The sequence below is a fragment of the Massilia sp. 01N417 genome, assembly GCF_056399645.1.
In genome coordinates this window covers 14,640-35,169 of record NZ_JBFTRS010000007.1, presented here as the reverse complement: position 1 = coordinate 35,169, position 20,530 = coordinate 14,640, and the positions used below count along the sequence as shown (strand labels likewise).

The following is a 20,530-nucleotide window of genomic DNA, read 5'->3' as shown; positions in this document are numbered from 1 at the left end:
CCTTGTTGGTTATTCCTTGGCGGCGCTGTCGTCGGCCGCGTAGTGCACGCCGATCTGGCGCCGCACTTCGTCCATTACGCCCATCAGGGCCAGCGTGTCTTCATGCGTCATGCCGGGGCTCTCGATCAGGCCGGCCTGCCAGCAGCGCTGGGCCTCGATCGCCTCGTGCACATAGCCGTTGCCGATAAAAGGCGTGGGCACGGTGCGCGCGATGCCGTCGGCACGTACCACCGTCACCGTCTGGGCGCGGTGGAACATGGTGTTCATGCGCACGTGGCCGCGTTCGCCGGCGATCGTCAGCTCGCTCGGCAGGCGCGCGCGCAGCGAGCAGCTGCACATCGACATGCCGCCGTCGCGGTGGCGCAGCACGAAGCCGGTCTGTTCGTCGACGCCGGTGGGACCCAGTTCGGCCTGGGCCGCGACCGATGCCACGGGCCCCAGCAGCGCCACCGCAATCGACAGCGGATAGATGCCGAGGTCGAGCAGCGCGCCGCCGCCCAGCACCGGATTGAACACGCGGTGTTCATGGCCGAAGTCGGCCTTGAAGCCGAGGTCGGCGATCACCTGCGTCACCTTGCCGATCTCGCCGGAGTCGACCACGCGCCGCACTTCCGCCAGCGCCGGCATGAAGCGGGTCCACATCGCCTCCATCAGGAACAGGTTTTTCGAACGCGCCAGCGCCACCAGTTCTTCGGCCTCGGCGCGGTTCATGGTGAAGGGCTTCTCGCACAGCACGCCCTTGCCGGCGTTCAGGGCCATGCGCACGTTGTCGACGTGGGCGGGATGCGGCGTGCCCACGTAGATCAGGTCGACGTCAGGCGCCTGCGCCAGCTCCTCGTAGGAGCCATAGGCAGTGCCGCCGAATTCGTCGGCGAAGCCTTGCGCGCCCGGCAGGCTGCGCGAGCCGACGCCGGCGAGCACCGCCCCCGGCGTATCCTTCAGCGCGTTGGCGAAGGCCTTGGCGATCTTCCCGGTACCGAGAATGCCCCAGCGGACCACATCAGTCATGTTTCCTCCTAAGTCAGCTCTTTGGCCGGCCGCTTGGGCCGGAATACGGTCTGGTCGAGATAAAACGCCGCGTCCTGCTGCGGCCACCAGCCGGGTACGCCCAGCACCGGCAGCGGCGTGAAGCCGGACGTGGCAAGGCCCTCGGTGCACAGCTGGCCGGCTACCTGCATGTCGATCCAGGCGCGCCGGTCCTCCCAGGCCAGGCCGAACCAGGCGTCGGGCGCGAACAGCACCCGCGTGTGCGCCGTGATCGCCTTGCGTGGCGCCACCAGCTTTTCCATCAGGGCGTGGCCGAACAGCCAGACCTCGGCATCGCGCTCGAACGCGGCGCGCCGCAGGTACAGGGTGTCGTGCCACTGGTGGGCGCGCAGGCCGTCGACCAGGGCGCGGCCGTCGCCGGTGTCACGCGCCACCAGCAGGGCGGCGTTCTCGTCGAAGATGGTGGCGGCATCGCGCGCCGGTCCGCGCGACTGCTTGATGCCGGCGGCGGCGATCTGGGCCGCCTGCAGCGCGTTCAGCTCGCGCTTGATGAGCGGGAAGGTCTGCCACACCAGGCCGTTGAAGAAGTCGTGCAGGTTCTCGCGCGTCGGCACGCAGCCGGTGGCGCCAATGAATTCTTCGTAGGCGGTGTCGGGCGGCAGCGCGGCCTGTGGCACGAAGCGCACAGGCTGGCCGCGGTGGTTCTGCAGCTGGAGGCGGGCCGCATTCGCATTGAAGCGGTCGATGAAACGATCGGCCGGACCCGCGGCCGGCTCCAGGCTGTCGAAGGCGGGGCGCACCGCGTCATACCAGGGGTGCGCCCACTCGATCTGCTCGATCTCCTCGAACATTCCTGCTTACAGCATCTTCCAGTGGAGCTGCTGGCCGGCGTCGAGCGGCACCAGCTGGGTTTCGCCCATCGGCACGCTCGGCGGGATGGTCCAGGCTTCGCGCTTGAGGGTGATGCTGCCCTCGTTGACCGGCAGGCCGTAGAAGTTCGGGCCGTTCAGGCTGGCGAAAGCCTCCAGCTTGTCGAGTGCGCCGGCCTGTTCGAAGGCGGTGGCGTACAGCTCCATCGCGTGCAGGGCGGTATAGCAGCCGGCGCAGCCGCAGGCGCTTTCCTTGGCGTGCACGGCGTGCGGGGCCGAGTCGGTGCCGAGGAAGAAGCGCTCGTCGCCGCTGGTGGCGGCCGTCACCAGCGCCAGGCGGTGTTCTTCGCGCTTGAGCACCGGCAGGCAGTAGTAGTGCGGGTTGATGCCGCCCTTGAAGATCTCGTTGCGGTTGTACAGCAGGTGATGGGCCGTGATGGTGGCCGCGATCGGGCCTTCGGCCTCGGCCACGTACTGGGCGGCGTCGCGCGTGGTGATGTGCTCGAACACGATCTTCAGTTCCGGGAAGTCGCGGCGCAGCGGGCGCATCACGCGTTCGATGAACACGGCTTCGCGGTCGAACAGGTCGATGTCATGGTTGGTCACTTCGCCGTGCACCAGCAGCGGCATGTCGACTTCCTGCATCACCTCGAGGGTCTTGTAGCACTTGCGCAGGTCGGTCACGCCGGCCGCCGAATTGGTGGTGGCGCCGGCCGGGTAGAGCTTGACGGCGTGGATGAAGCCGGTGTCCTGGGCGCGGCGGATCTCGTCCGGGTCCGTGTTGTCGGTCAGGTACAGGGTCATCAGCGGCTCGAACTGCATGCTTTCCGGCAGCGCGGCCAGGATGCGGTCGCGGTAGGCGGCTGCGTCGGCAGCGGTGGTGACCGGCGGCTTCAGGTTCGGCATGACGATCGCGCGGGCGAACTGGCGCGCGGTGTGCGGCAGCACGCTGGCCATATGCGCGCCGTCGCGTAGGTGCAGGTGCCAGTCGTCGGGGCGGATGAGGGTGATGGTGTCGGGGGATTCGATGATGGACATGGCGGCTCTCGGATTGCGAACCCCGACATTTTACTAGCAGCCACCCCAACGGGCACGCGCCGCTACGTGGATGCGCACGATACGTTTCCTAAAAGAACTAAATCGATAGAAGAAGATAAAATTTGGATATCTGATTTAGCAACTTCGTATTCGACTATCGGCATGGATCTCGATTTCGGCACGGTCGCGCCGCTGGCGCTCATCATCGTCTTCGCCTACACCGTGTTCGGCCTGACCGGCTTCGGCTCCTCGGTCACGGCGATGCCGCTGCTGGTGCAACTGATCCCGCTGCGCATGGCGGTACCGCTGATGCTGGTGTTCGACCTGAGTGCCGGCCTGCTGCTGGGCCTGAAGAACCTGAAGACGATCGAGCGCCGCGAAGTGCTGCGCCTGATTCCCTTCATGCTGGCCGGGATGGGCCTGGGCGTGTTCGCGCTGGTGCGGGCGCCGGAGCGCGTGCTGCTGGTGGTGCTGGGCGCCTTCATCCTCTGCTATTCGGCCTGGAGCCTGCTGCTGCGGCATCCGCCCAAGCCGCTCGGCGCCGCCTGGGTCCTGCCCTTCGGCGTGGTGGGCGGCATGTTCACCGCCATGTTCGGCACCGGCGGCCCCTTCTACACGATCTACCTGACGCGCCGCCTGCGCGACAAACTGGTGCTGCGCGCCACCATCAGCGGCGTGATCTTCTTCAGCGGTTTGGCGCGCCTGGCCCTGTTCTCGAGCGCCGGGCTGTATCGCAACCATGCGCTGCTGGTACTGGCGGCACTCCTGTTCCCGTTCGCGATGGGCGGGCTGTGGCTCGGCAACCACCTGCACAGCCGGCTGCCGGCGGCGCGCGTGGTGCAGGCGATCTGGGGAGTGCTGGTCATCGGCGGCATCAGCCTCATCATAAAAAATATTGAATGAAGTGCTTGACCTTCCAATAATTGGAAGCTTGAAAGTGAGTGCTCCTATCCACCTCACTTTTGAAAGCACATCATGGTTACCAAGAAAATCCTGCCGCTGCTGGCCTTCCTGTCGCTGTCCTTCCTGGCGGGCTGCATGTCGCCGCCAAGCGACCTGGACCTGTCCACGCACCGGACCACCGCCAGGCAGCGCTACGTGGTCGACATCCGTCCGGTCGACGGCCCGGCCGACCTGAACCGCATCCACGCCTGGGAAGTCGACGTCAGCTCGCCGTCCGGCCAGCCCGTCGACGGCCTGAACATCGCGGTCGACGGCGGCATGCCCCAGCACGGCCACGGCCTGCCGACGCGGCCGCGCGTCACCCGCCAGCTCGGCGCCGGCCGCTACCTGATGGAAGGCATGAAGTTCAGCATGACCGGCTGGTGGGAGATCAAGCTGAAGATCGACGGCGCGGCGGGCAGCGACACCGTCACCTTCAACACCATCGTCGACGGCCGCGGCGGGCGGCTGGCGACGCGCTGAGGCCTGCCGTGAAAGCGCCTTTCCGCAAGCTCCTGCTGGCGCTGGCCGCCCTGCTCGCCACGGGCGCCGCGCTGGCCGGATTCACCTCGGCCGGCCGCGATGGCTGGAGCGACGGCGAACTGCAGATCCTGTCCACGCTCAGGCTGAGCCAACTGGCGCCGCCGGCGCCAGACCCCTCGAATGCGGTCGAGGCCAGGGCGGACGCCGTGCGGCTCGGGAAGCAGGTGTTCGCCGACACCCGCTTCAGCCGCAACGGCGCGGTGTCCTGCGCCAGCTGCCACCAGCCGGACAGGCAGTTCCAGGATGGCCGGCCGCTGGGACAAGGCGTCGGCACCGGCCGGCGCCGCACGATGCCGCTGGCCGAAGCCGGCCATGCGCCCTTCACTTTCTGGGACGGCCGCAAGGACAGCCTGTGGTCGCAGGCCCTCGGTCCGCTCGAAGACCAGCTTGAGCACGGCGGCACCCGCCTGGCCTATGCCCACCTGGTGCGCGCCCACTACCGCGCCCAGTACGAAGCGCTGTTCGGTCCCATGCCGGACCTGGGCCGGCTGCCGCAAGAAGGCGGTCCGCTGGGCACGCCGGCGCAGCGCGCCGCCTGGGCCGCGATGAGCGAGGACGACCGGCGCGCGGTGTCGCGCGTGTTCGCCAACCTCGGCAAGGCGATCGCCGCCTACGAGAAGACCCTGCACTATGGCGAGTCGCGGCTCGATGGCTATATCGAAGATTTACTGCGCGAGGACGTGCTGCGCGCCGATCCGGCAGCATCCCAGCGCCTGAGTGCACAGGAAAAGAACGGCCTGCGCCTGTTCATCGGCAAGGCGCAATGCGTGACCTGCCACAACGGCCCGCTGTTCAGCGACCAGCAGTTCCACAACACCGGCATCGCCCCGCGCACGCCGGGCAAGCCGGACTTCGGCCGCGGCCCGGCGCTGGCGCAACTCCTGAAGGACGAATTCAACTGCCTCGGCCCCTATAGCGACGCCAAGCCGGAACAGTGCGAGGAGCTGCGCTTCCTGTCCGCCGACGACCACGCGCTGGACGGCGCCTTCAAGGTGCCCGGCCTGCGCAATGCGGCAGCGCGGGCGCCGTACATGCACGCGGGCCAGCTGGCCTCGCTGGGCGAGGTGGTCGAGCATTACCGCCGCGCGCCGGCCGCCGCCGCCGGGCACAGCGAACTGAAACCGCTGCGCCTGAGCGACAGCGAAGTGCGCGACCTGGCAGCCTTCCTGGGAACCCTGTCCAGTCCCGTCGTCGAAGGCCGCCGCTGAATCAGGCGATCAGCGCCACGAGGCGGTTGATCAGGTAGCCGCCCACGACCAGGAACAGGAACAACACGCTGGCCAGCAGGATCGGCTTGACGCCCGCCTGGCGGATCGCGCCGACGTGGGTGCGCAGGCCAAGGGCCGCCATCGCCATCGCCAGCAGCACGGTGTCGAGCTGCAGGATGGCGTCGACCAGGCCGGCCGGCAGCAATTGCAGCGAATTCAGGCCGCTGGCGCCGACGAACACCAGCGCGAACCAGGGGATCGTGATGCGGCGTCCGGCGCCAGCGTCGCTGCCTTCTTCGGCGCCGAGGCGGCTGCCGAGTACGACCAGGAAGGGCGCCAGCATCATCACCCGCAGCATCTTCTCGATCACGGCGCTCGAGGCCGCGGCTTCGCTGACGGCGCGTCCGGCCACCACCACCTGGGCCACCTCGTGGATGGTCGAACCGGCATACAGGCCATAGGCGGTCTCGGACAGCTGCAGCCAGGGATACAGCAGCGGATACACGAACATCGACAGGGTGCCGAACACGACGACGGTCGCCACCGCCACCGACACCTTGTGCGCCTGGCCGCGCACCACCGGCTCGGCCGCCATCACGGCGGCGGCGCCGCAGATCGCGCTGCCGGCGCCGATCAGCATCGCGGTCTGGCGGTCCAGCCCGAACGCCCGGGTGCCCAATTGCACGGCCAGGGTGAAGGTGGCGACGATCACCAGCGCGTCGATCAGCACGCCTGCCCAGCCGATGTGGCCGATCTGCTGGAAGGTGATGCGAAAGCCGTACAGCACGATCCCCAGGCGCAGCAGGCGGTTGCGGGCGAAGTCGACGCCCTCCTGGCTGAAGGGCGCGATGCGCGGGAAGACCGTGTTGCCGAGCACGATGCCGGCGACGATGGCCAGGGTCAGCGCGCTGAGGCCGAGGCGCTGGAATACCGGCAGCCCGGCGCCCCACATCGCCAACGCGGCAATCAGCGCCGCCAGCGCGAGGCCGCGGACGTAGGGAAGACAAGGGCGGGATGGGTGAAGCATGGGTTTCTCCTGTTGTACCCATGCAGGTTAAACATTTCCCATACATAAGAAAAACAAGTTATATTGATATGATTAATCAGCATAACTGATAAGCAATGCTCCACACGACCCTCAGGCAGTTCGAAGTCTTCGTCGCCACCGCCCGCAAAGGCAGCGTGACCCAGGCCGCCGCCGCGATCGGCCTGACCCAGTCGGCGGCCAGCATGGCCCTGGCCGATTTCGAACGCCAGCTCGGCACCCGGCTGTTCGACCGGGTCGGCAAGCGCCTCGCGCTGAACGGCGACGGCCGCGTGCTGTATCCGAAGGCGGTCGAGATGGTCGAGCGGGCGGCGGAGATGGAGCAGCTGTTCCATGAAGGCGGACGGGCGGTGAACCTGCGCCTGGGCGCCAGCTCCACCATCGGCAACTACCTGCTGCCGCGCCTGATCGGACAATTCCAGGCGGCGCGGCCTGGCAGCCAGCTGCGGCTGGACGTCGGCAATACCCAGCAGGTGCTGGACGCGCTGCTGCGCTTCGAGATCGACATCGGCTTCGTCGAAGGGCCCTGCCTGCATGCGGACATCGAATCCATCGCCTGGCGCGAAGACCAGCTGGCGGTGTGCGTGCGCCCGGACGATCCGCTGGCCCGGCCGGGCGGCGCCAGCATCGAGGCCTTGCGGCGTGCGCGCTGGATCCTGCGCGAGCGCGGCTCGGGCACCCGCGAGGTGGTCGAGCAGCTGCTCACCGGCCAGCTGGGCGAGATCGCGCTGGCGATGGAGCTGGGCGGCACCGAGGCGATCAAGCGGGCGGTGGAAAGCGGGATCGGGATCTCCTGCCTGTCCTCGACCACCCTGGCCGGCGAGGTCGAACGCGGCAGCCTGGCGCTGGTGGAAACGCCCTTCCTGCGCCTGGTGCGGCCGCTGCACATCGTGCTGCACCGGCAGAAGTACCGCACCGAGGGCATCGAGGCGCTGCTGGCGCTGTGCCGCGGCGCCGGCGCGCTCTAGTCAGTGGATGATCCGCGCGAGGAATTCGCGCGCCCGCTCCGACTTCGGGGAGTCGAAGAAATCGTCCTTCGCGCTTTCCTCGACGATGCGGCCGTGGTCCATGAACAGGATGCGGTCGGCCACCCGGCGCGCGAATCCCATTTCGTGGGTCACCACCATCATGGTCATGCCGTCCTGGGCCAGGCCCGTCATCACGTCCAGCACCTCGCCCACCATCTCCGGATCGAGGGCGGAAGTCGGCTCGTCGAACAGCATCGCCACCGGATCCATCGCCAGCGCGCGCGCGATCGCCACGCGCTGCTGCTGGCCGCCCGAGAGCTGGCTGGGGAACTTGTCCTGGTGCGCCAGCAGGCCGACCCGCTCCAGGTATTTCAGGCCGTTGGCGGTCGCTTCCTCGCGCGAACGCTTCAGCACCTTCATCTGGGCCAGGTTCAGGTTGTCGCGCACCGACAGGTGGGGGAACAGCTCGAAGTTCTGGAACACCATGCCGATCCGCGCGCGCAGCGCCGGCAGCCGGGTGGCGGGATCGCCGACCGAGGTGCCGTCGACGTGGATGCTGCCCTGCTGGAAGGGCTCGAGGCCGTTGACGGTCTTGATCAGGGTCGATTTGCCGGAACCCGAGGGGCCGCAGACCACCACCACGTCGCCGCGCGCCACCCGCGTGCTGCAATCGCCGAGGACCTGGAAGCTGCCGTACCACTTGCTGACATTGTCTATTTCAATCATATAGTTGTGTGCGTTGGGCGTGCTTGACAGCACCATCGGCCCCTAGGATACTGCGGAACTTGCCAAGATTGTCAGTACCGTGCCAGAAAAGCCTGCGAGAACAGGACGGACGATCTCCCTGTTTTCCGTTGCGCCGCCACCACCAGAAGGAAGCCTATGAATAATCGTAATCGCCTGACCACTTACATCCTCGTGGGGCTGGTGCTTGGTATCGCCGTCGGCTACTTCGCACACAATTACCTGGAAAATGCCGCCGGCTTCGCCGACACGCTGTCGCTGGTGACCACCCTCTTCCTCCGCCTGATCAAGATGATCATCGCGCCGCTGGTGTTCTCGACCCTGGTGGTCGGCATCGCCAAGATGGGCGACGCCTCCGAGGTGGGCCGTATCGGCGTCAAGGCGCTGGGCTGGTTCATCATCGCCTCGATCCTGTCGCTGACCCTGGGCCTGATCCTGGTGAACCTGTTCCGTCCGGGCGACGCGATGGCCGCCGCCGGCCACCTGCCGGCCGTGACCGAATCCTCGGGCATCGCCGTGACCGGCCTGACGCTCAAGGAATTCATCACCCACCTGGTGCCGACCTCGATCGCCGACGGCATGGCCAAGAACGAGATCCTGCAGATCGTGATCTTCTCGATCTTCTTCGGCACCGGCGCCGCCGCCGTGGGCGCGCGCGCCACCCCGCTGATCGACGCCATCGACGGCGCCGCCCACGTGATGCTGAAAGTGACCGGCTACGTCATGAACTTCGCGCCGGTCGCGGTGTTCGCGGCGGTCGCCAGCGTGATCGCCAAGAGCGGCGTCGGCGTGCTGTCGACCTACGGTGTGTTCATGGGCGAGTTCTACCTCGGCATCGCGCTGCTGTGGATCGTGCTGATCGCGATCGGCATCCTGTTCGTCGGCCCGCGCATCCTGCAGCTGCTGCGCGAACTGCGCGAACCGACCATCCTGGCCTTCACCTGCGCCTCGTCGGAAGCCGCTTTCCCGAAAACCCTGGAAGGCCTCGAGCGCTTCGGCGTGAAGAACCGCCTGGCCGCCTTCGTGCTGCCGATCGGCTACTCGTTCAACCTCGATGGCTCGATGATGTACTGCACCTTCGCCACCATCTTCATCGCCCAGGCCTACGGCATCGAAGTGCCGCTGTCGACCCAGCTGACCATGATGCTGGTGCTGATGCTGACCTCGAAGGGCATGGCCGGCGTGCCGCGCGCCTCGCTGGTGGTGATCGCCGCGACCCTGAACCAGTTCCACATCCCGGAAGCCGGCCTGCTGCTCCTGCTGGGCATCGACCACTTCCTGGACATGGCGCGCTCGGCCACCAACGTGATCGGCAACGGCATCGCCACCGCCGTGGTCGCGAAGTGGGAAGGCGAGCTGACCGACCCGAAGGCGGCCGACAAGGATATTGCGACGTCGCCGCTGCGTTGAACCGCTACTGAACCGGACAAGGCTTTCCAGCGATGGAAAGCCTTTTTTTTAAGCCGTCCTTCCCGCGCAGGCGGGAACGACGGCAGATTTTTGGAGATGACATGACTTACCTGACATCCGCGCGCCATCTGTTCGCGCTCTTCCTCTGCCTGTTCGCCCTCGCCGCCCAGGCCCAGACCGCCGCCCCGGCCAGGCTGCCGAACGTGGTCATCCTCGCCACCGGCGGCACCATCGCCGGCACCGGCGCCACCAGCACCACCACGGTCGGCTATACCGCCGCCACGGTCGGTGTCGACGCCCTGATCAAGGCGGTGCCGGAACTGCAGAAAGTCGCCCACGTGAGCGGCGAGCAGGTGTTCCAGATCGCCAGCGAGAACATGGGCAACGAGCAGTGGCTGATCCTGGCCAAGCGCGTCAACGCCCTGCTGGCCCAGCCGAACGTGGACGGCATCGTGATCACCCACGGTACCGACACCATCGAGGAAACCGCCTACTTCCTGGACCTGGTCGTGAAGAGCAGGAAGCCGGTGGTCGTGGTCGGCGCGATGCGTCCCTCGACCGCGATCTCGGCCGACGGCCCGATCAACCTGTACAACGCCGTGCTGACCGCCGGCAGCCAGGAAGCGGTGGGCAAAGGCGTGCTGGTGGTGATGAACGACCAGATCAACGCCGCGCGCGAAGTCACCAAGACCAACACCACCACCACCGACACCTTCAAGTCGCCTGAGCTGGGCATGCTGGGCTATGTGGTCGGCAACCAGCCGCACTTCTACCGCGCCTCGACCCGCAAGCACACCGTCGACACCGAGTTCGACGTGTCGAACCTAAGCTCGCTGCCGGCCGTGGAAATCGCCTACAGCTACGCCAACGTCGGCCCGACCGCGGTCAACGCCTTCGTCGCCGCCGGCGCCAAGGGCCTGGTCCACGCCGGCGTGGGCGACGGCAGCCTGCCGAACAAGGTGCGCCTGGCCCTCTCCGCCGCGCGCGAAAAAGGCGTGGTCATCGTGCGTTCCAGCCGCGTCGGCCAGGGCATCGTGGCGCGCAACGGCGAAGCCAATGACGACCAGCTCGACTTCGTGGTCTCGGATACGCTGAATCCGCAAAAGGCGCGCATCCTGCTGATGCTGGCGCTGACCAGGACCAACAGCACCAGGGAAATCCAGCGCATGTTCTACACCTATTGATCCTGGCACCCGCCAGCGACAGGCCGCCTTCGGGCGGCTTTTTTGTTGTATCGCGGCCATACAAGCAAAATATTGCCATGCGGAAAAAGCAAGAATGCGATCCGTATCGATGGTTCGCCGCGATAATGGAATCGTACTTTTACCGTCCGCCGGATCCGCCATGGCCATGCAGTTTGAAGAATTCGAATCCTTCGCGTCCAGCCCGCCGCCTGCGCCCGTCGCTTCGCCCCTGGTCAGGCTGGAGTACCTGATCGACAACACGCCGGCCATCATCTACAGCTCCGTCCCCAGCGGCGACTTCAAGATGACCTTCGTGAGCAATAACGCGCGCAACGTGCTCGGCTATACCCCCGAGCAGATGCTGGCCGATCCCAATTTCTGGTTCGATCACATCCACCCGGACGACGCCCCGGCCATCTTCTCGAGCCTGGCGCAGCTGTTCGTGGAAGGCGAACGCACCTACGAATACCGCTTCCGCGCGGCCAACGGCGAGTACCTGTGGATGCACGACCACCTGCGCCTGATCCGCGACGCGCGCGGCGCGCCGCTCGAAGTGATCGGTTCGCTCAGCGACATCACCGCGCGCAAGCTGCTGGAGCAGGAACAGCAACAACTGATCACGCGCCTGCGCGAAGCCCACGACCAGCTGCTGCAGTCGGAAAAGATGGCCTCGATCGGCCAGCTGGCGGCGGGTGTCGCCCACGAGATCAACAACCCGATCGGCTTCGTCAACTCGAACATGAGCACCCTGAACCGCTACGTGACGACCCTGCTGTCGGTGGTGCGCACCACCAACGAAGCGGTGATGCAGGCCGCGCCCGGGACGGCGCTGGCGGCGCGCATCGACGCGATCAACCGCGAGGCGGATCTCGCCTTCCTGCAGGAAGACATCGGCGACCTGGTGAACGAGTCGCTGGATGGACTCAAGCGGGTCCGGGACATCGTACAGTCGCTCAAGGACTTTTCGCACATGGGCGAAACCGACTGGCATTTCGCCGACCTGCACACCGGACTCGAGACGACCCTGACCATCGTCGCCAACGAGATCAAGTACAAGGCCACCGTCGAGCGGCGCTATGGCGAGCTGCCCGAAGTGAAGTGCCTGGCCTCGCAACTGAACCAGGTGTTCATGAACCTGCTCGTCAACGCCGCCCAGGCGATTCGCGAGCGCGGCGTGATCACCATCGCCACCGGGGTCGACGGCGACTGGGTGTGGGTGGCGATCAGCGACACCGGCTGCGGCATCCCGGCGCAGAACATGAACCGCATCTTCGAACCCTTCTTCACCACCAAACCGGTCGGCAGCGGCACGGGACTGGGCTTGTCGCTGTCCTACAGCGTCATCAACAAGCACGGCGGGCGCATCGAAGTCGCCTCCACGCCCGAGGTCGGGACGACCTTCACCATCCGGCTGCCGATCACGCCGCCGGCCTCGCTACGGCCGGCGGCCTGAGGCCTGGACGCCCTCCCCGGACCTCAGAACATCTTCATCACGCCCAGCTGCACCGCGCGCTGGGAGGTCTGCTTCGTCGACGGCACCAGGGCGCCGTCGTAGCGGTTGAAGTCGACCTCCGCATACAGGTTGGTCAGCTTCGAAAAGTGGTACGCCGCGCCCACCAGGGTCAGGTCGCGCCGGCCGCCGCCCGTGCGGCTGTCGTAGTCCGAGCGATAGAAGGCCGCGGTGACTTCCACCGGCTGGTTGACCTGGTAGTTGACGCCGCCGAAGCGCGTCTCCAGCTGGTAGCTGCCCGCGCTCGCGGTCTCCTGGCGTTCGCGCGACAGGCCGGCCTTGACGGTGAAGGCACCGACCTCGACGCCGCCGCCGACCACGAAGGCGTGATTGTCGAAGCCGGTGGTGGTCTGCTTGTCCGTCCAGGCGCCCGCCGCCAGCAGCATCCCCTTGGCGTAGCTGAAGCCCACCGCCTTCGCCGTCCCCTTCCCGGCATCTCCCGCGACTTCGCCCGGCGCGTATTCGGCGCGCAGGATCAGGCCATCGAAGGTCCCGGTGTACTGGACGTCGTTGTTGAAGCGGGTGCCGGACGACGACGATGCGCTCAGGCCGGCCGTTTTCGCCGCCGCCGGCAAGCTGGTGCCGGCGCCCGAGGACAGCGGCACGATGGGCGTGTAGTGATGGTCGAAGGGGTCGAGGAATTTCTCGGTCCGGAAGCCGATCGTGTACAGGTGGCCGATGTCGATCGAACCCCAGCTGCCGCCCAGGCCGACCGCGGCGGTACGGTTGAACAGGACGTTGTTGGTGTTGTCCAGGGCGCCGGTCTTGCTGTTGAAGCCGCTCTCCAGCTGGAAGTGCGCGTTCAGCCCATTGCCGAGCTGCTCGACGCCGCGAAAGCCCAGCCGGTTCGAGTAGTAATTGCCGGAGCTCGTCGTCCACATGCCGTGGCCTTCGGCATCGACATTGGTCTGGTAGCGCAATCCGGCATCGACGGAGCCGTAGACGGTCACGCTGGCCTGGGCGAATGCGGCGGCCGGGAACAGGGCCGCGAGGGCCAGCATCAGGGTAGCTTGGGTTTTCATTGTCTCGTTATTGATGGATTTATGGTGGCCGAGGGCGTGGGCTGCCCTCGGCCGGTGCCGATGAAAAACTACGGAGGGGTGATGCGGGATTTAGGCGGTTGCCTTGGCCGCCGCCTTGCGCGCCGCCTGGCTGGCGCCGCTGCTCAGGACGAGGAGCATGATGATGCTGGCCACGGTCAAGCCGGCGACCGGCAACAAGGCCAGGGCATAACTGCCGGTTTCTTCCTTGATCCAGCCGTAGGCGTTGACCATCAGGCCGCCGCCGATCAGGTTCGAGGCGGCATTGATGCCGGCCAGGCCGGCCGCCGCCGACGAGGGCGCGATCCAGGTGGAGCTCAGGGCCCAGAACGGTCCCTTGAACGAGTAGGCGCCGACCAGGATGCAGGACAGCAGGAACACGGTCGGCGCGAGGGAGCCGGTCACCAGGGTGCCCAGCATGCCGCCGGCGATCAGGGCCAGCGGGATCGCGGTGTGCCAGCGGCGTTCCGCGGTCTTGTCCGAATGGCGGCCCCACAGGATCATCAGTACCGCGGCAATCACATAGGGCACCGAATTGACGAGACCGGTCTGCATGACGGTCAGGCCGAAGGACTTGAGCAGCTGCGGCTGCCACACGCCGAGCACCGTGCCGGCAGCCGATGCGGCCGAGCAGACCAGCGCCATGCCCAGCACTTCCTTGCTGCGGAAGAGCTTCCAGATCGACGGGTGCTCGACGGCCTTCTTGTCCTGGCGCTCATTTTCGAGGCGAGCGACCAGCCAGCCGCGCTGTTCGGCGCTCAGCCATTTGGCCTGTTGCGGGCGGTCGGTCAGGAAGAACAGGCAAGCGATACCCAGCAGGACCGTGGGCAGGCCCTCGATGATGAACAGCCAGTGCCATCCGCGCATGCCGAGCAGGCCGTCGGCCTGCAGCAGCAGTCCGGACAGCGGAGAACCGATGAAGCTGCCCATCGGTACGGCCACCATGAACAGGGCGACCATGCGCGCGCGGTAGGCGGCGGGGAACCAGTAGGTCAGGTAGAGCACCACACCCGGGAAGAAGCCGGCTTCGGCGGCGCCGAGCAGGAAGCGCATCACGAACAGCGAATTCTGGCCCTGGACGAAGGCCATCCCGCTTGAAACCAGCCCCCAGGTGATCATGATCCGCGCAATCCACTTGCGTGCGCCGAACTTCTGCAGCGCGAGGTTGCTGGGCACTTCGAACAGGAAGTAGGCAATGAAGAACAGGCTGCCGGCAAATCCGAACACCTTCTTGGTGATGCCAAGGTCGTCGTTCATTTGCAGGGCAGCCATGCCGATATTCCCGCGGTCGATCAGGGCCAGCAGATAGCAGACTGTCAGGAAGGGGATGATGCGCCAGGTGACCTTGCGCATGGTCTCGGCTTCGATGCGTGAAGTGGTATCGATATCGCTCATGTCGTCTCCGTTACTGTAATCGTTAAAGCGCGTCTTGGTGCGCGCCTGTGGTTTTTGTCCGACGTCAGGCTTGCCGTTCCAGGACCGCCAGCACGTTGCCCGCCGCCGCCGTGCCCATGCCGACGTAGGCATCGCCGGTCACGCCGCCGATGTGCGGCGACAGGATGGCGTTCGGAATCCCGGTGAAGGGGTGGCCGGGGGTGAAGGGTTCGACCTGGAAGCTGTCCAGTCCCGCCGCGCGCAGGGCGCCGCTGCGCAGGGCCTCGGCCAGCGCCGCTTCGTCGATCAGGCCGCCGCGCGCGGTGTTGACGACGATGGCGCCGGGACGCATGGTGGCCAGCGTCTGCGCGTTCAGCATGTTGGCGTTGTCCTTCGTGAGCGGGCAATGCAGGGACAGCACGTCCGACTGTGCGATCACGTCCGCCAGCGGCAGCAGGCTGACGCCATCCGGCGCCGTTTGCGCGAACGGGTCGTGCGCGATGACACGCATGCCCAGTGCGCCGCCGACGGTGGCCACGCGCGCGCCGATCGCGCCCAGGCCCACCAGGCCGAGTGTGCGGCCCTTCAGTTCCAGGCTCTTGTGGGTGGCCTTGTCCCAGTGGCCGTCGTGCATGCGGCGGTCCAGCAGCGGCAGGTCCTTGGCGCAGGCGAAGATCAGCGCCCAGGCGTGTTCCGCCACGGCGGCCGCGTTGGCGCCGACCGCCGCCTTGACGGCGATGCCGCGGCTGGCCGCCGCTTCCTTGTCGATGGTGTCGGTGCCGGAGCCGTGCTTGGAGATCACGCGCAGGCGGGCGCAGGCCTCGATCACGCGCTCGGTGATGCGGCCGTAGCGCACGATGATCGCTACCGGCTGGTGCTGGCGGCACAGGGCAACCAGCTCGTCCTCGGTCGGCGTCTTGCCGGCATAGACCAGTTCATAAGCCGACAGCAGCTCGACCGCTTTATCGGCCAGGTCGGCGCCGGTCACCAGCACCACATCACGCACATGAGCGCGCTTCGGCTCTTCCTTGAGGACGGCGCTCACAGCGTTTCTCCTTCGGCCAGCACGCCGGCCTTGCGCAGCGCGGCGTCGAGCCAGGCCGGGCGCAGCTGGGCGCCGCTGCGGATGCCTTCGATGCGCGCGGTTTCATCGGCCAGCTTCTGTCTGGCCGCATCCAGCACGGCCGGCACCTTGACCGGCTCGACGACGACGATGCCGTCGGCATCGCCCACCACCAGGTCGCCCGGGCGCACCGTCACGCCGCCCACCGCAATCGGCCAGTTGATCCGGCCCGGCACCTGCTTGGTCGGGCCGTTCGGATTCGCGCCGGTGGCGTACAGCGGGAAGCCCAGCGCGCGGATCGCCTCGGTGTCGCGCACGGCGCCGTAGACGACGATGCCGGCGATGCCGATCGCCATGCACTGGCTGACCATGATCTCGCCCAGCAGGGCGCTGGTATCGTCGCCCTTGCCGTCGATGACCAGCACGTCGCCCGGCTTGGCGATCGCCATCGCGGCGTGGATCATCAGGTTGTCACCGGGGCGCACTTCGACGGTGATGGCCGGACCGGCCAGGCGCATGCTCGGCGCCAGCGGCGCGATGCGGCTGCTCAGGGCGCCGCGGCGGCCGGCGACGTCGGCCAGGATGGAAGACGGGTACTGGGCGGCGCGCGCGACCAGTTCCGGATCGATGCGCTCGATGTCGCGGATGACGTCGGGTGGGGTGGAATGGCTCATGGTGGTTCCTCGTCGTAGGGTGGAGGCAGCCACGGGGAGGAACGGACGCAGGACGGCACCCGGGATGCGGGATGCCATGGATGTCTCCTCCGATGCGGCTGCCTGTTTGTCAGGCAGTTCTTGTATGAGCCGAGTATAGGAAGCACGATCTATAATGTATATTCACTTATTTTTCGAATTCTTAAACTTTTGGGAATATATCGATGGACTTCCGCGACCTGAAATATTTCGAAGTGATCGCCGAGGAAGGCAACCTGGGACGGGCCGCCGAACGCCTGCACCGGACCCAGCCTGCGCTGACCAAATGCATCGACAGGCTGGAAGAGGACCTGGGCGCCAAGCTGTTCGAAAAGGATGGGCGCGGCATGCGGCTGACCGTCGCCGGCGAGGTGCTGGTGCGGCGCACGCGGCAGATGGCGATCATGGTCGAGGAGACGGCGCGCGAGATGCAGGACTATGCGGGCGGTTTGCAGGGGACGGTGCGCATTGGCTGCGTGCCGACGGTGGCCGAGCACCTGATGCCTGCCGTGTTCGAACAACTGCTGGCAGAGGCGCCGGAGATCACCGTCAACCTGGCGGTGGGCATGAACGACAATCTGCTGTCGAGCCTGCGCGACGGCGATGTCGACCTGGTGGTCGGTCCCATGATGGAAAACGATGTGGACATCGTGTGCGAGCAGATCGCGGAAGACACCATGGTCGTGATGGCGAGCCAGGACCATCCCGTGTTCGACGCGCCGGCAACGCTTGCCGGTCTGCTGGACTACAAGTGGATGCTGCCTGCCACGACGGTCGCGTCGCGCCAATGGATCGACCAGACCTTCGACCGGCATGGCCTTCCGCGGCCGCAGGTGCAGATCGCATCGAACGTGCTGAACTCGATCCTGCCGATTCTCGAGCGGTCGCCGCTACTGGGATTCGTGTCGCGTTTGAATCTGGTCGCGGGCAGGGCCCGGGTGCGCGAGGTGGAACTAGCCGAAACCCAGATGCAGCGCCGTCTTGGCCTCACCTATCGAAAGAACGCTTATCTGTCGCCGGCCGCCGCGCGGATCACGGACATCGTGCGGGCGCGCGGAAAAGAATTGCTGCTCATTTGAACCGCATGCGCGTGGGCACGGCGTGCCCGCGCAAACGCTTAAATCAAGGCGTGGCCCTGCAGGCGGGTCAAAATCGCCAACGGGCTCGATTCCTTGTCGTACTGCTGCATCGGCGACAGCTGCAAGGTGTGCTCCAGCATGTACTGGCCCGACATCACCGAGTGCGAGGCCTGGTCCGAGAAGCACACCCAGGCGCAGCCTGGCGGGAAGCCGAAGGTGACCTGCGGCGCGTTCTTCTGGTAGTCGAGGTCGGCCTTCATGGAATCGTGCAGCTGCAGCATCAGGTGGTCGTATTCGCTGCGCAGCGACTTGGTCACGTGCAGCGCGTTGAGCAGGCTGGCCTGCCAGGGCACGTACTTCTTCACGCCCGGCAGGAAGCGGCGGGCGACGTCTTCGAACGGCTCGCCCACGCGCCACACGCGCGGCACGCCTTCCAGGTTCACGTTGGTGAACACGCGCAGCAGGCGCTCGCCGCGGTTCGGACGCGAGGGGAAGGCGTCGACGTGCAGGCGGCGGTCGTCGGCGCGCCAGGACTGGACCCGGGTCTCGACCTTCGACGGACGGAAGCTGACGGAACCGCGGCGCAGGTGCTCGCTGTAGCGCGGCACCAGGTTGCCCAGCAGGCCCTCGGCCTGGGCGCGAAAGCGGCCGATCATGCCGGCGGCCAGCGCCTGGGTGGCTTCGTCGCCGATCACGCCTTTCAGCTTGCCGGCAGGGTCGAGGCTGATGTTGCGGATCTTGGGGTCGCGGATGTCTTCGCGGAACAGCGCCAGCTCTTCCTTCTGCGGCGCGAAACCGTGCTCGCCGAAGTTCGGGAAGTACAGCACCTTCCCCGCTTCGAGCGCGGCGATCCAGGCCGGATTGCCGTGGCCGACCTCCTTCATGTCGATCTCGACGATCTGGTTTTCCATGTTTTGTCTTTCTTAATCCTGTTCGAGGGCCAGGGGCTTTGATGCCAGGTCTTCGTCCTGCCTTGCCAGCTGCCGGTCCCACATCTGTTTATACAAGCCGTTCTGCGCGATCAGCTGTCCGTGCGTGCCGCGCTCGACGATGCGGCCGTGGTCGAGCACCAGGATCTGGTGCGCGTCGGCGATGGTCGACAGGCGGTGCGCGATCACCAGCGTGGTGCGCTGCCTGGCGATCTCCTTCAGCTGCGCCTGGATCGCCTGCTCCGCGCGGGAATCCAGTGCGGACGTCGCTTCGTCGAAGATCAGGATCGCCGGATTCTTCAGCAGCGTCCGCGCGATCGCGACCCGCTGCTTCTCGCCGCCGGACAGCTTCAGGCCGCGTTCACCCACCATTGTCGCATAGCCGTCGGGCAGGGTTTCGATGAAGTCGTGGATGGAGGCTGCGCGCGCCGCCGCCACGATGTCCTCGCGGCTGGCGCCGGGGCGGCCGTAGGCGATGTTGTATTCGATGGTGTCGTTGAACAGCACCGTATCCTGGGGCACGATGCCGATCGCGTGGCGCAGCGAGTCCTGGGTCACCTTGCGGATGTCCTGGCCGTCGATGCTGATCGCGCCCTGCTGCACGTCGTAGAAGCGGAACAGCAGGCGCGACAGGGTCGACTTGCCCGAGCCGCTGTGGCCGACCACGGCGGTGGTGGTGCCGGCCGGGATCGTGAAGTCGACGTCGAACAGGATCTGGCGCTTGGGGTCGTAATTGAATTCGACGTGCGAGAACGCGACCTGGGCGCCGTGTGTGATCAGCGGTTTCGCATCGGGCGAATCGGCCACTTCGCGGTGCTGTTCCAGCAGGCCGAACAGGCGCTCCATGTCGGCCAGGCTCTGCTTGATCTCGCGGTAGATCACGCCCAGGAAGTTGAGCGGAATGTACAGCTGCAGCATGAAGGAGTTCACCAGCACCAGGTCGCCCAGGGTCATGGTCTTGTCGATCACGCCCTGGGTCGCGCGCCACAGGATGGCGGTGACGGCGGCGGCGATGATCAGCGACTGGCCCGAGTTCAGGAAGGACAGCGAGGTCTGCGAACGCACGGCGGCGCGCTCGTAGTCCTGCAGTCCTGCGTCGTAGCGCTTGGCTTCGTAGTCCTCGTTGCCGAAGTACTTGACGGTCTCGTAGTTGATCAGCGAATCGATGGCCTTGGTGTTGGCCTTCGAATCGAGCTCGTTCATCGTGCGGCGGAAGTGGGTGCGCCATTCGGTGACGACGATGGTGAAGGTGATGTAGGTGACCAGCGCGGCCCCGGTGATGATCGAGAACCACTTGTCGTAGCGCGCGCCCAGGTAGCCCAGCACCAGGGTGATCTCGACCAGGGTCGGCAAAATCGAAAACAAGGAATACGACACCAGCGAGCTGACGCCGCGCGTGCCGCGCTCGATATCGCGCGTCATGCCGCCGGTCTGGCGGTTCAGGTGGAAGCGCAGCGACAGCGCGTGCAGGTGGCGGAACACCTTCAGCGCGATGGTGCGTACCGCGCGCTGGGTGACGCGCGCGAACAGGAATTCGCGCAGCTCGGTGAACAGCGTGGTCGAGAAGCGCAGCGCGCCATACGCGAACAGGGCGCCCAGCGGCAGCACCAGCAGCGCGTAGGGATGGGTGGGCGAGATGCTGAGGCTGTCGACGATATTCTTGAGCACCAGCGGCACGCCGATATTGGCCACCTTGGCGCCGATCAGGCAGACCAGCGCGGCCATCACGCGCCATTTGTAGACCCACAGATAGGGCATCAAGGTGCCGATCACGGCCCAGTCGTTGCGGCCGGCGGCCGGGTCGGCGGCCGGTGGAGGGGATGAGCTTGCGGGAGTGCGTCGCATGACAGAGATTCTTTATTTATGGTTCAATCTGGGACGATTGTAGCTTTTACCGAGATTTCA

19 protein-coding genes are annotated in these 20,530 nt (G+C 66.4%); 8 read left to right on the top strand and 11 right to left on the bottom strand.

Annotated features, from left to right (window positions below):
• Positions 1-9: 9 nt before the first annotated feature.
• From AC1DOQ_RS09720 to pyrC, 3 genes are read right to left on the bottom strand one after another with little or no spacing between them, the layout of a single operon-like run.
• Complete coding sequence (locus AC1DOQ_RS09720; RefSeq protein ID WP_477362601.1) at positions 10-1,008, bottom strand: Gfo/Idh/MocA family protein; 999 nt, start codon at positions 1,006-1,008, stop codon at positions 10-12.
• An 8-nt stretch (positions 1,009-1,016) separates the two neighbouring features.
• Complete coding sequence (locus AC1DOQ_RS09715) at positions 1,017-1,838, bottom strand: DUF3025 domain-containing protein (RefSeq protein ID WP_477362599.1); 822 nt, start codon at positions 1,836-1,838, stop codon at positions 1,017-1,019.
• A 6-nt stretch (positions 1,839-1,844) separates the two neighbouring features.
• Complete coding sequence (pyrC, locus tag AC1DOQ_RS09710; RefSeq protein WP_477362597.1) at positions 1,845-2,894, bottom strand: dihydroorotase; 1,050 nt, start codon at positions 2,892-2,894, stop codon at positions 1,845-1,847.
• 162 nt (positions 2,895-3,056) lie between these two features.
• Between pyrC and AC1DOQ_RS09705 the strand changes: the two genes are divergently transcribed.
• The 3 genes from AC1DOQ_RS09705 (at position 3,057) to AC1DOQ_RS09695 (ending at position 5,587) form a co-directional block, all read left to right on the top strand.
• Positions 3,057-3,797, top strand: coding sequence for a sulfite exporter TauE/SafE family protein (locus AC1DOQ_RS09705; RefSeq protein ID WP_477362595.1), 741 nt, complete (start codon positions 3,057-3,059; stop codon positions 3,795-3,797).
• Positions 3,798-3,869: 72 nt separating this feature from the next.
• A complete protein-coding gene (locus AC1DOQ_RS09700) occupies positions 3,870-4,319 on the top strand; it encodes a FixH family protein (RefSeq protein ID WP_477362593.1) in 450 nt (149 codons plus the stop codon).
• Positions 4,320-4,327: 8 nt separating this feature from the next.
• Entirely contained in the window at positions 4,328-5,587 is a 1,260-nt protein-coding gene (locus AC1DOQ_RS09695) for a cytochrome-c peroxidase (RefSeq protein WP_477362591.1), read from the top strand.
• 1 nt (position 5,588) lies between these two features.
• Here the strand turns inward: AC1DOQ_RS09695 and AC1DOQ_RS09690 are convergent, their stop codons facing one another.
• Complete coding sequence (locus AC1DOQ_RS09690; protein ID WP_477362589.1) at positions 5,589-6,614, bottom strand: YeiH family protein; 1,026 nt, start codon at positions 6,612-6,614, stop codon at positions 5,589-5,591.
• A 95-nt stretch (positions 6,615-6,709) separates the two neighbouring features.
• Here AC1DOQ_RS09690 and AC1DOQ_RS09685 point away from each other — a divergent pair, with 95 nt between their 5' ends.
• A complete protein-coding gene (locus AC1DOQ_RS09685; protein ID WP_477362587.1) occupies positions 6,710-7,600 on the top strand; it encodes a LysR family transcriptional regulator in 891 nt (296 codons plus the stop codon).
• Here AC1DOQ_RS09685 and AC1DOQ_RS09680 read toward each other — a convergent pair whose 3' ends face one another.
• Positions 7,601-8,326, bottom strand: coding sequence for an amino acid ABC transporter ATP-binding protein (locus AC1DOQ_RS09680; protein WP_477362585.1), 726 nt, complete (start codon positions 8,324-8,326; stop codon positions 7,601-7,603).
• Positions 8,327-8,482: 156 nt separating this feature from the next.
• Here AC1DOQ_RS09680 and AC1DOQ_RS09675 point away from each other — a divergent pair, with 156 nt between their 5' ends.
• The 3 genes from AC1DOQ_RS09675 to AC1DOQ_RS09665 all read left to right on the top strand — a co-directional run bounded on the left by AC1DOQ_RS09675 (position 8,483) and on the right by AC1DOQ_RS09665 (position 12,391).
• Complete coding sequence (locus tag AC1DOQ_RS09675; protein WP_477362583.1) at positions 8,483-9,754, top strand: dicarboxylate/amino acid:cation symporter; 1,272 nt, start codon at positions 8,483-8,485, stop codon at positions 9,752-9,754.
• A gap of 101 nt (positions 9,755-9,855) precedes the next feature.
• Positions 9,856-10,938: a type II asparaginase gene (locus AC1DOQ_RS09670; protein ID WP_477362581.1), complete on the top strand. Its 1,083-nt coding sequence runs from the start codon at positions 9,856-9,858 to the stop codon at positions 10,936-10,938.
• 166 nt (positions 10,939-11,104) lie between these two features.
• Positions 11,105-12,391: an ATP-binding protein gene (locus tag AC1DOQ_RS09665; RefSeq protein ID WP_477362997.1), complete on the top strand. Its 1,287-nt coding sequence runs from the start codon at positions 11,105-11,107 to the stop codon at positions 12,389-12,391.
• 23 nt (positions 12,392-12,414) lie between these two features.
• Here AC1DOQ_RS09665 and AC1DOQ_RS09660 read toward each other — a convergent pair whose 3' ends face one another.
• From AC1DOQ_RS09660 to AC1DOQ_RS09645, 4 genes are all read right to left on the bottom strand, one after another.
• Positions 12,415-13,470 carry a porin gene (locus AC1DOQ_RS09660; protein WP_477362579.1) on the bottom strand — a complete coding sequence of 352 codons (1,056 nt, stop codon included), beginning with the start codon at positions 13,468-13,470 and terminating at the stop codon, positions 12,415-12,417.
• A gap of 90 nt (positions 13,471-13,560) precedes the next feature.
• Positions 13,561-14,883 carry an MFS transporter gene (locus tag AC1DOQ_RS09655; protein WP_477362577.1) on the bottom strand — a complete coding sequence of 441 codons (1,323 nt, stop codon included), beginning with the start codon at positions 14,881-14,883 and terminating at the stop codon, positions 13,561-13,563.
• 64 nt (positions 14,884-14,947) lie between these two features.
• A complete protein-coding gene (locus tag AC1DOQ_RS09650) occupies positions 14,948-15,907 on the bottom strand; it encodes a hydroxyacid dehydrogenase (RefSeq protein WP_477362575.1) in 960 nt (319 codons plus the stop codon).
• Positions 15,904-16,599, bottom strand: coding sequence for an RraA family protein (locus AC1DOQ_RS09645; RefSeq protein WP_477362573.1), 696 nt, complete (start codon positions 16,597-16,599; stop codon positions 15,904-15,906). Before AC1DOQ_RS09645 ends, AC1DOQ_RS09650 begins: the two co-directional genes overlap by 4 nt.
• Before the next feature lie 203 nt (positions 16,600-16,802).
• Between AC1DOQ_RS09645 and AC1DOQ_RS09640 the strand changes: the two genes are divergently transcribed.
• Complete coding sequence (locus tag AC1DOQ_RS09640; protein WP_477362571.1) at positions 16,803-17,696, top strand: LysR family transcriptional regulator; 894 nt, start codon at positions 16,803-16,805, stop codon at positions 17,694-17,696.
• A gap of 38 nt (positions 17,697-17,734) precedes the next feature.
• Here AC1DOQ_RS09640 and AC1DOQ_RS09635 read toward each other — a convergent pair whose 3' ends face one another.
• Both AC1DOQ_RS09635 and AC1DOQ_RS09630 read right to left on the bottom strand, forming a co-directional pair.
• Positions 17,735-18,607: a Kdo hydroxylase family protein gene (locus tag AC1DOQ_RS09635; protein WP_477362569.1), complete on the bottom strand. Its 873-nt coding sequence runs from the start codon at positions 18,605-18,607 to the stop codon at positions 17,735-17,737.
• 12 nt (positions 18,608-18,619) lie between these two features.
• Positions 18,620-20,470, bottom strand: coding sequence for an ABCB family ABC transporter ATP-binding protein/permease (locus AC1DOQ_RS09630; RefSeq protein ID WP_477362567.1), 1,851 nt, complete (start codon positions 20,468-20,470; stop codon positions 18,620-18,622).
• Between the last annotated feature and the right edge of the window lie 60 nt (positions 20,471-20,530).

What these genes read in the sequence shown, in the direction of transcription:
- AC1DOQ_RS09700 (WP_477362593.1), top strand. Translation starts at nt 3,870, where the DNA reads ATGGTTACCAAGAAAATCCTGCCGCTGCTGGCCTTCCTGTCGCTGTCC.
- AC1DOQ_RS09655 (WP_477362577.1), bottom strand. Translation starts at nt 14,883, where the DNA reads ATGAGCGATATCGATACCACTTCACGCATCGAAGCCGAGACCATGCGC.
- AC1DOQ_RS09675 (WP_477362583.1), top strand. Translation starts at nt 8,483, where the DNA reads ATGAATAATCGTAATCGCCTGACCACTTACATCCTCGTGGGGCTGGTG.
- AC1DOQ_RS09715 (WP_477362599.1), bottom strand. Translation starts at nt 1,838, where the DNA reads ATGTTCGAGGAGATCGAGCAGATCGAGTGGGCGCACCCCTGGTATGAC.
- AC1DOQ_RS09665 (WP_477362997.1), top strand. Translation starts at nt 11,105, where the DNA reads ATGCAGTTTGAAGAATTCGAATCCTTCGCGTCCAGCCCGCCGCCTGCG.
- AC1DOQ_RS09705 (WP_477362595.1), top strand. Translation starts at nt 3,057, where the DNA reads ATGGATCTCGATTTCGGCACGGTCGCGCCGCTGGCGCTCATCATCGTC.
- AC1DOQ_RS09690 (WP_477362589.1), bottom strand. Translation starts at nt 6,614, where the DNA reads ATGCTTCACCCATCCCGCCCTTGTCTTCCCTACGTCCGCGGCCTCGCG.
- AC1DOQ_RS09660 (WP_477362579.1), bottom strand. Translation starts at nt 13,470, where the DNA reads ATGAAAACCCAAGCTACCCTGATGCTGGCCCTCGCGGCCCTGTTCCCG.
- AC1DOQ_RS09635 (WP_477362569.1), bottom strand. Translation starts at nt 18,607, where the DNA reads ATGGAAAACCAGATCGTCGAGATCGACATGAAGGAGGTCGGCCACGGC.
- AC1DOQ_RS09645 (WP_477362573.1), bottom strand. Translation starts at nt 16,599, where the DNA reads ATGAGCCATTCCACCCCACCCGACGTCATCCGCGACATCGAGCGCATC.
- AC1DOQ_RS09630 (WP_477362567.1), bottom strand. Translation starts at nt 20,470, where the DNA reads ATGCGACGCACTCCCGCAAGCTCATCCCCTCCACCGGCCGCCGACCCG.
- AC1DOQ_RS09685 (WP_477362587.1), top strand. Translation starts at nt 6,710, where the DNA reads ATGCTCCACACGACCCTCAGGCAGTTCGAAGTCTTCGTCGCCACCGCC.
- AC1DOQ_RS09670 (WP_477362581.1), top strand. Translation starts at nt 9,856, where the DNA reads ATGACTTACCTGACATCCGCGCGCCATCTGTTCGCGCTCTTCCTCTGC.
- pyrC (WP_477362597.1), bottom strand. Translation starts at nt 2,894, where the DNA reads ATGTCCATCATCGAATCCCCCGACACCATCACCCTCATCCGCCCCGAC.
- AC1DOQ_RS09640 (WP_477362571.1), top strand. Translation starts at nt 16,803, where the DNA reads ATGGACTTCCGCGACCTGAAATATTTCGAAGTGATCGCCGAGGAAGGC.
- AC1DOQ_RS09680 (WP_477362585.1), bottom strand. Translation starts at nt 8,326, where the DNA reads ATGATTGAAATAGACAATGTCAGCAAGTGGTACGGCAGCTTCCAGGTC.
- AC1DOQ_RS09720 (WP_477362601.1), bottom strand. Translation starts at nt 1,008, where the DNA reads ATGACTGATGTGGTCCGCTGGGGCATTCTCGGTACCGGGAAGATCGCC.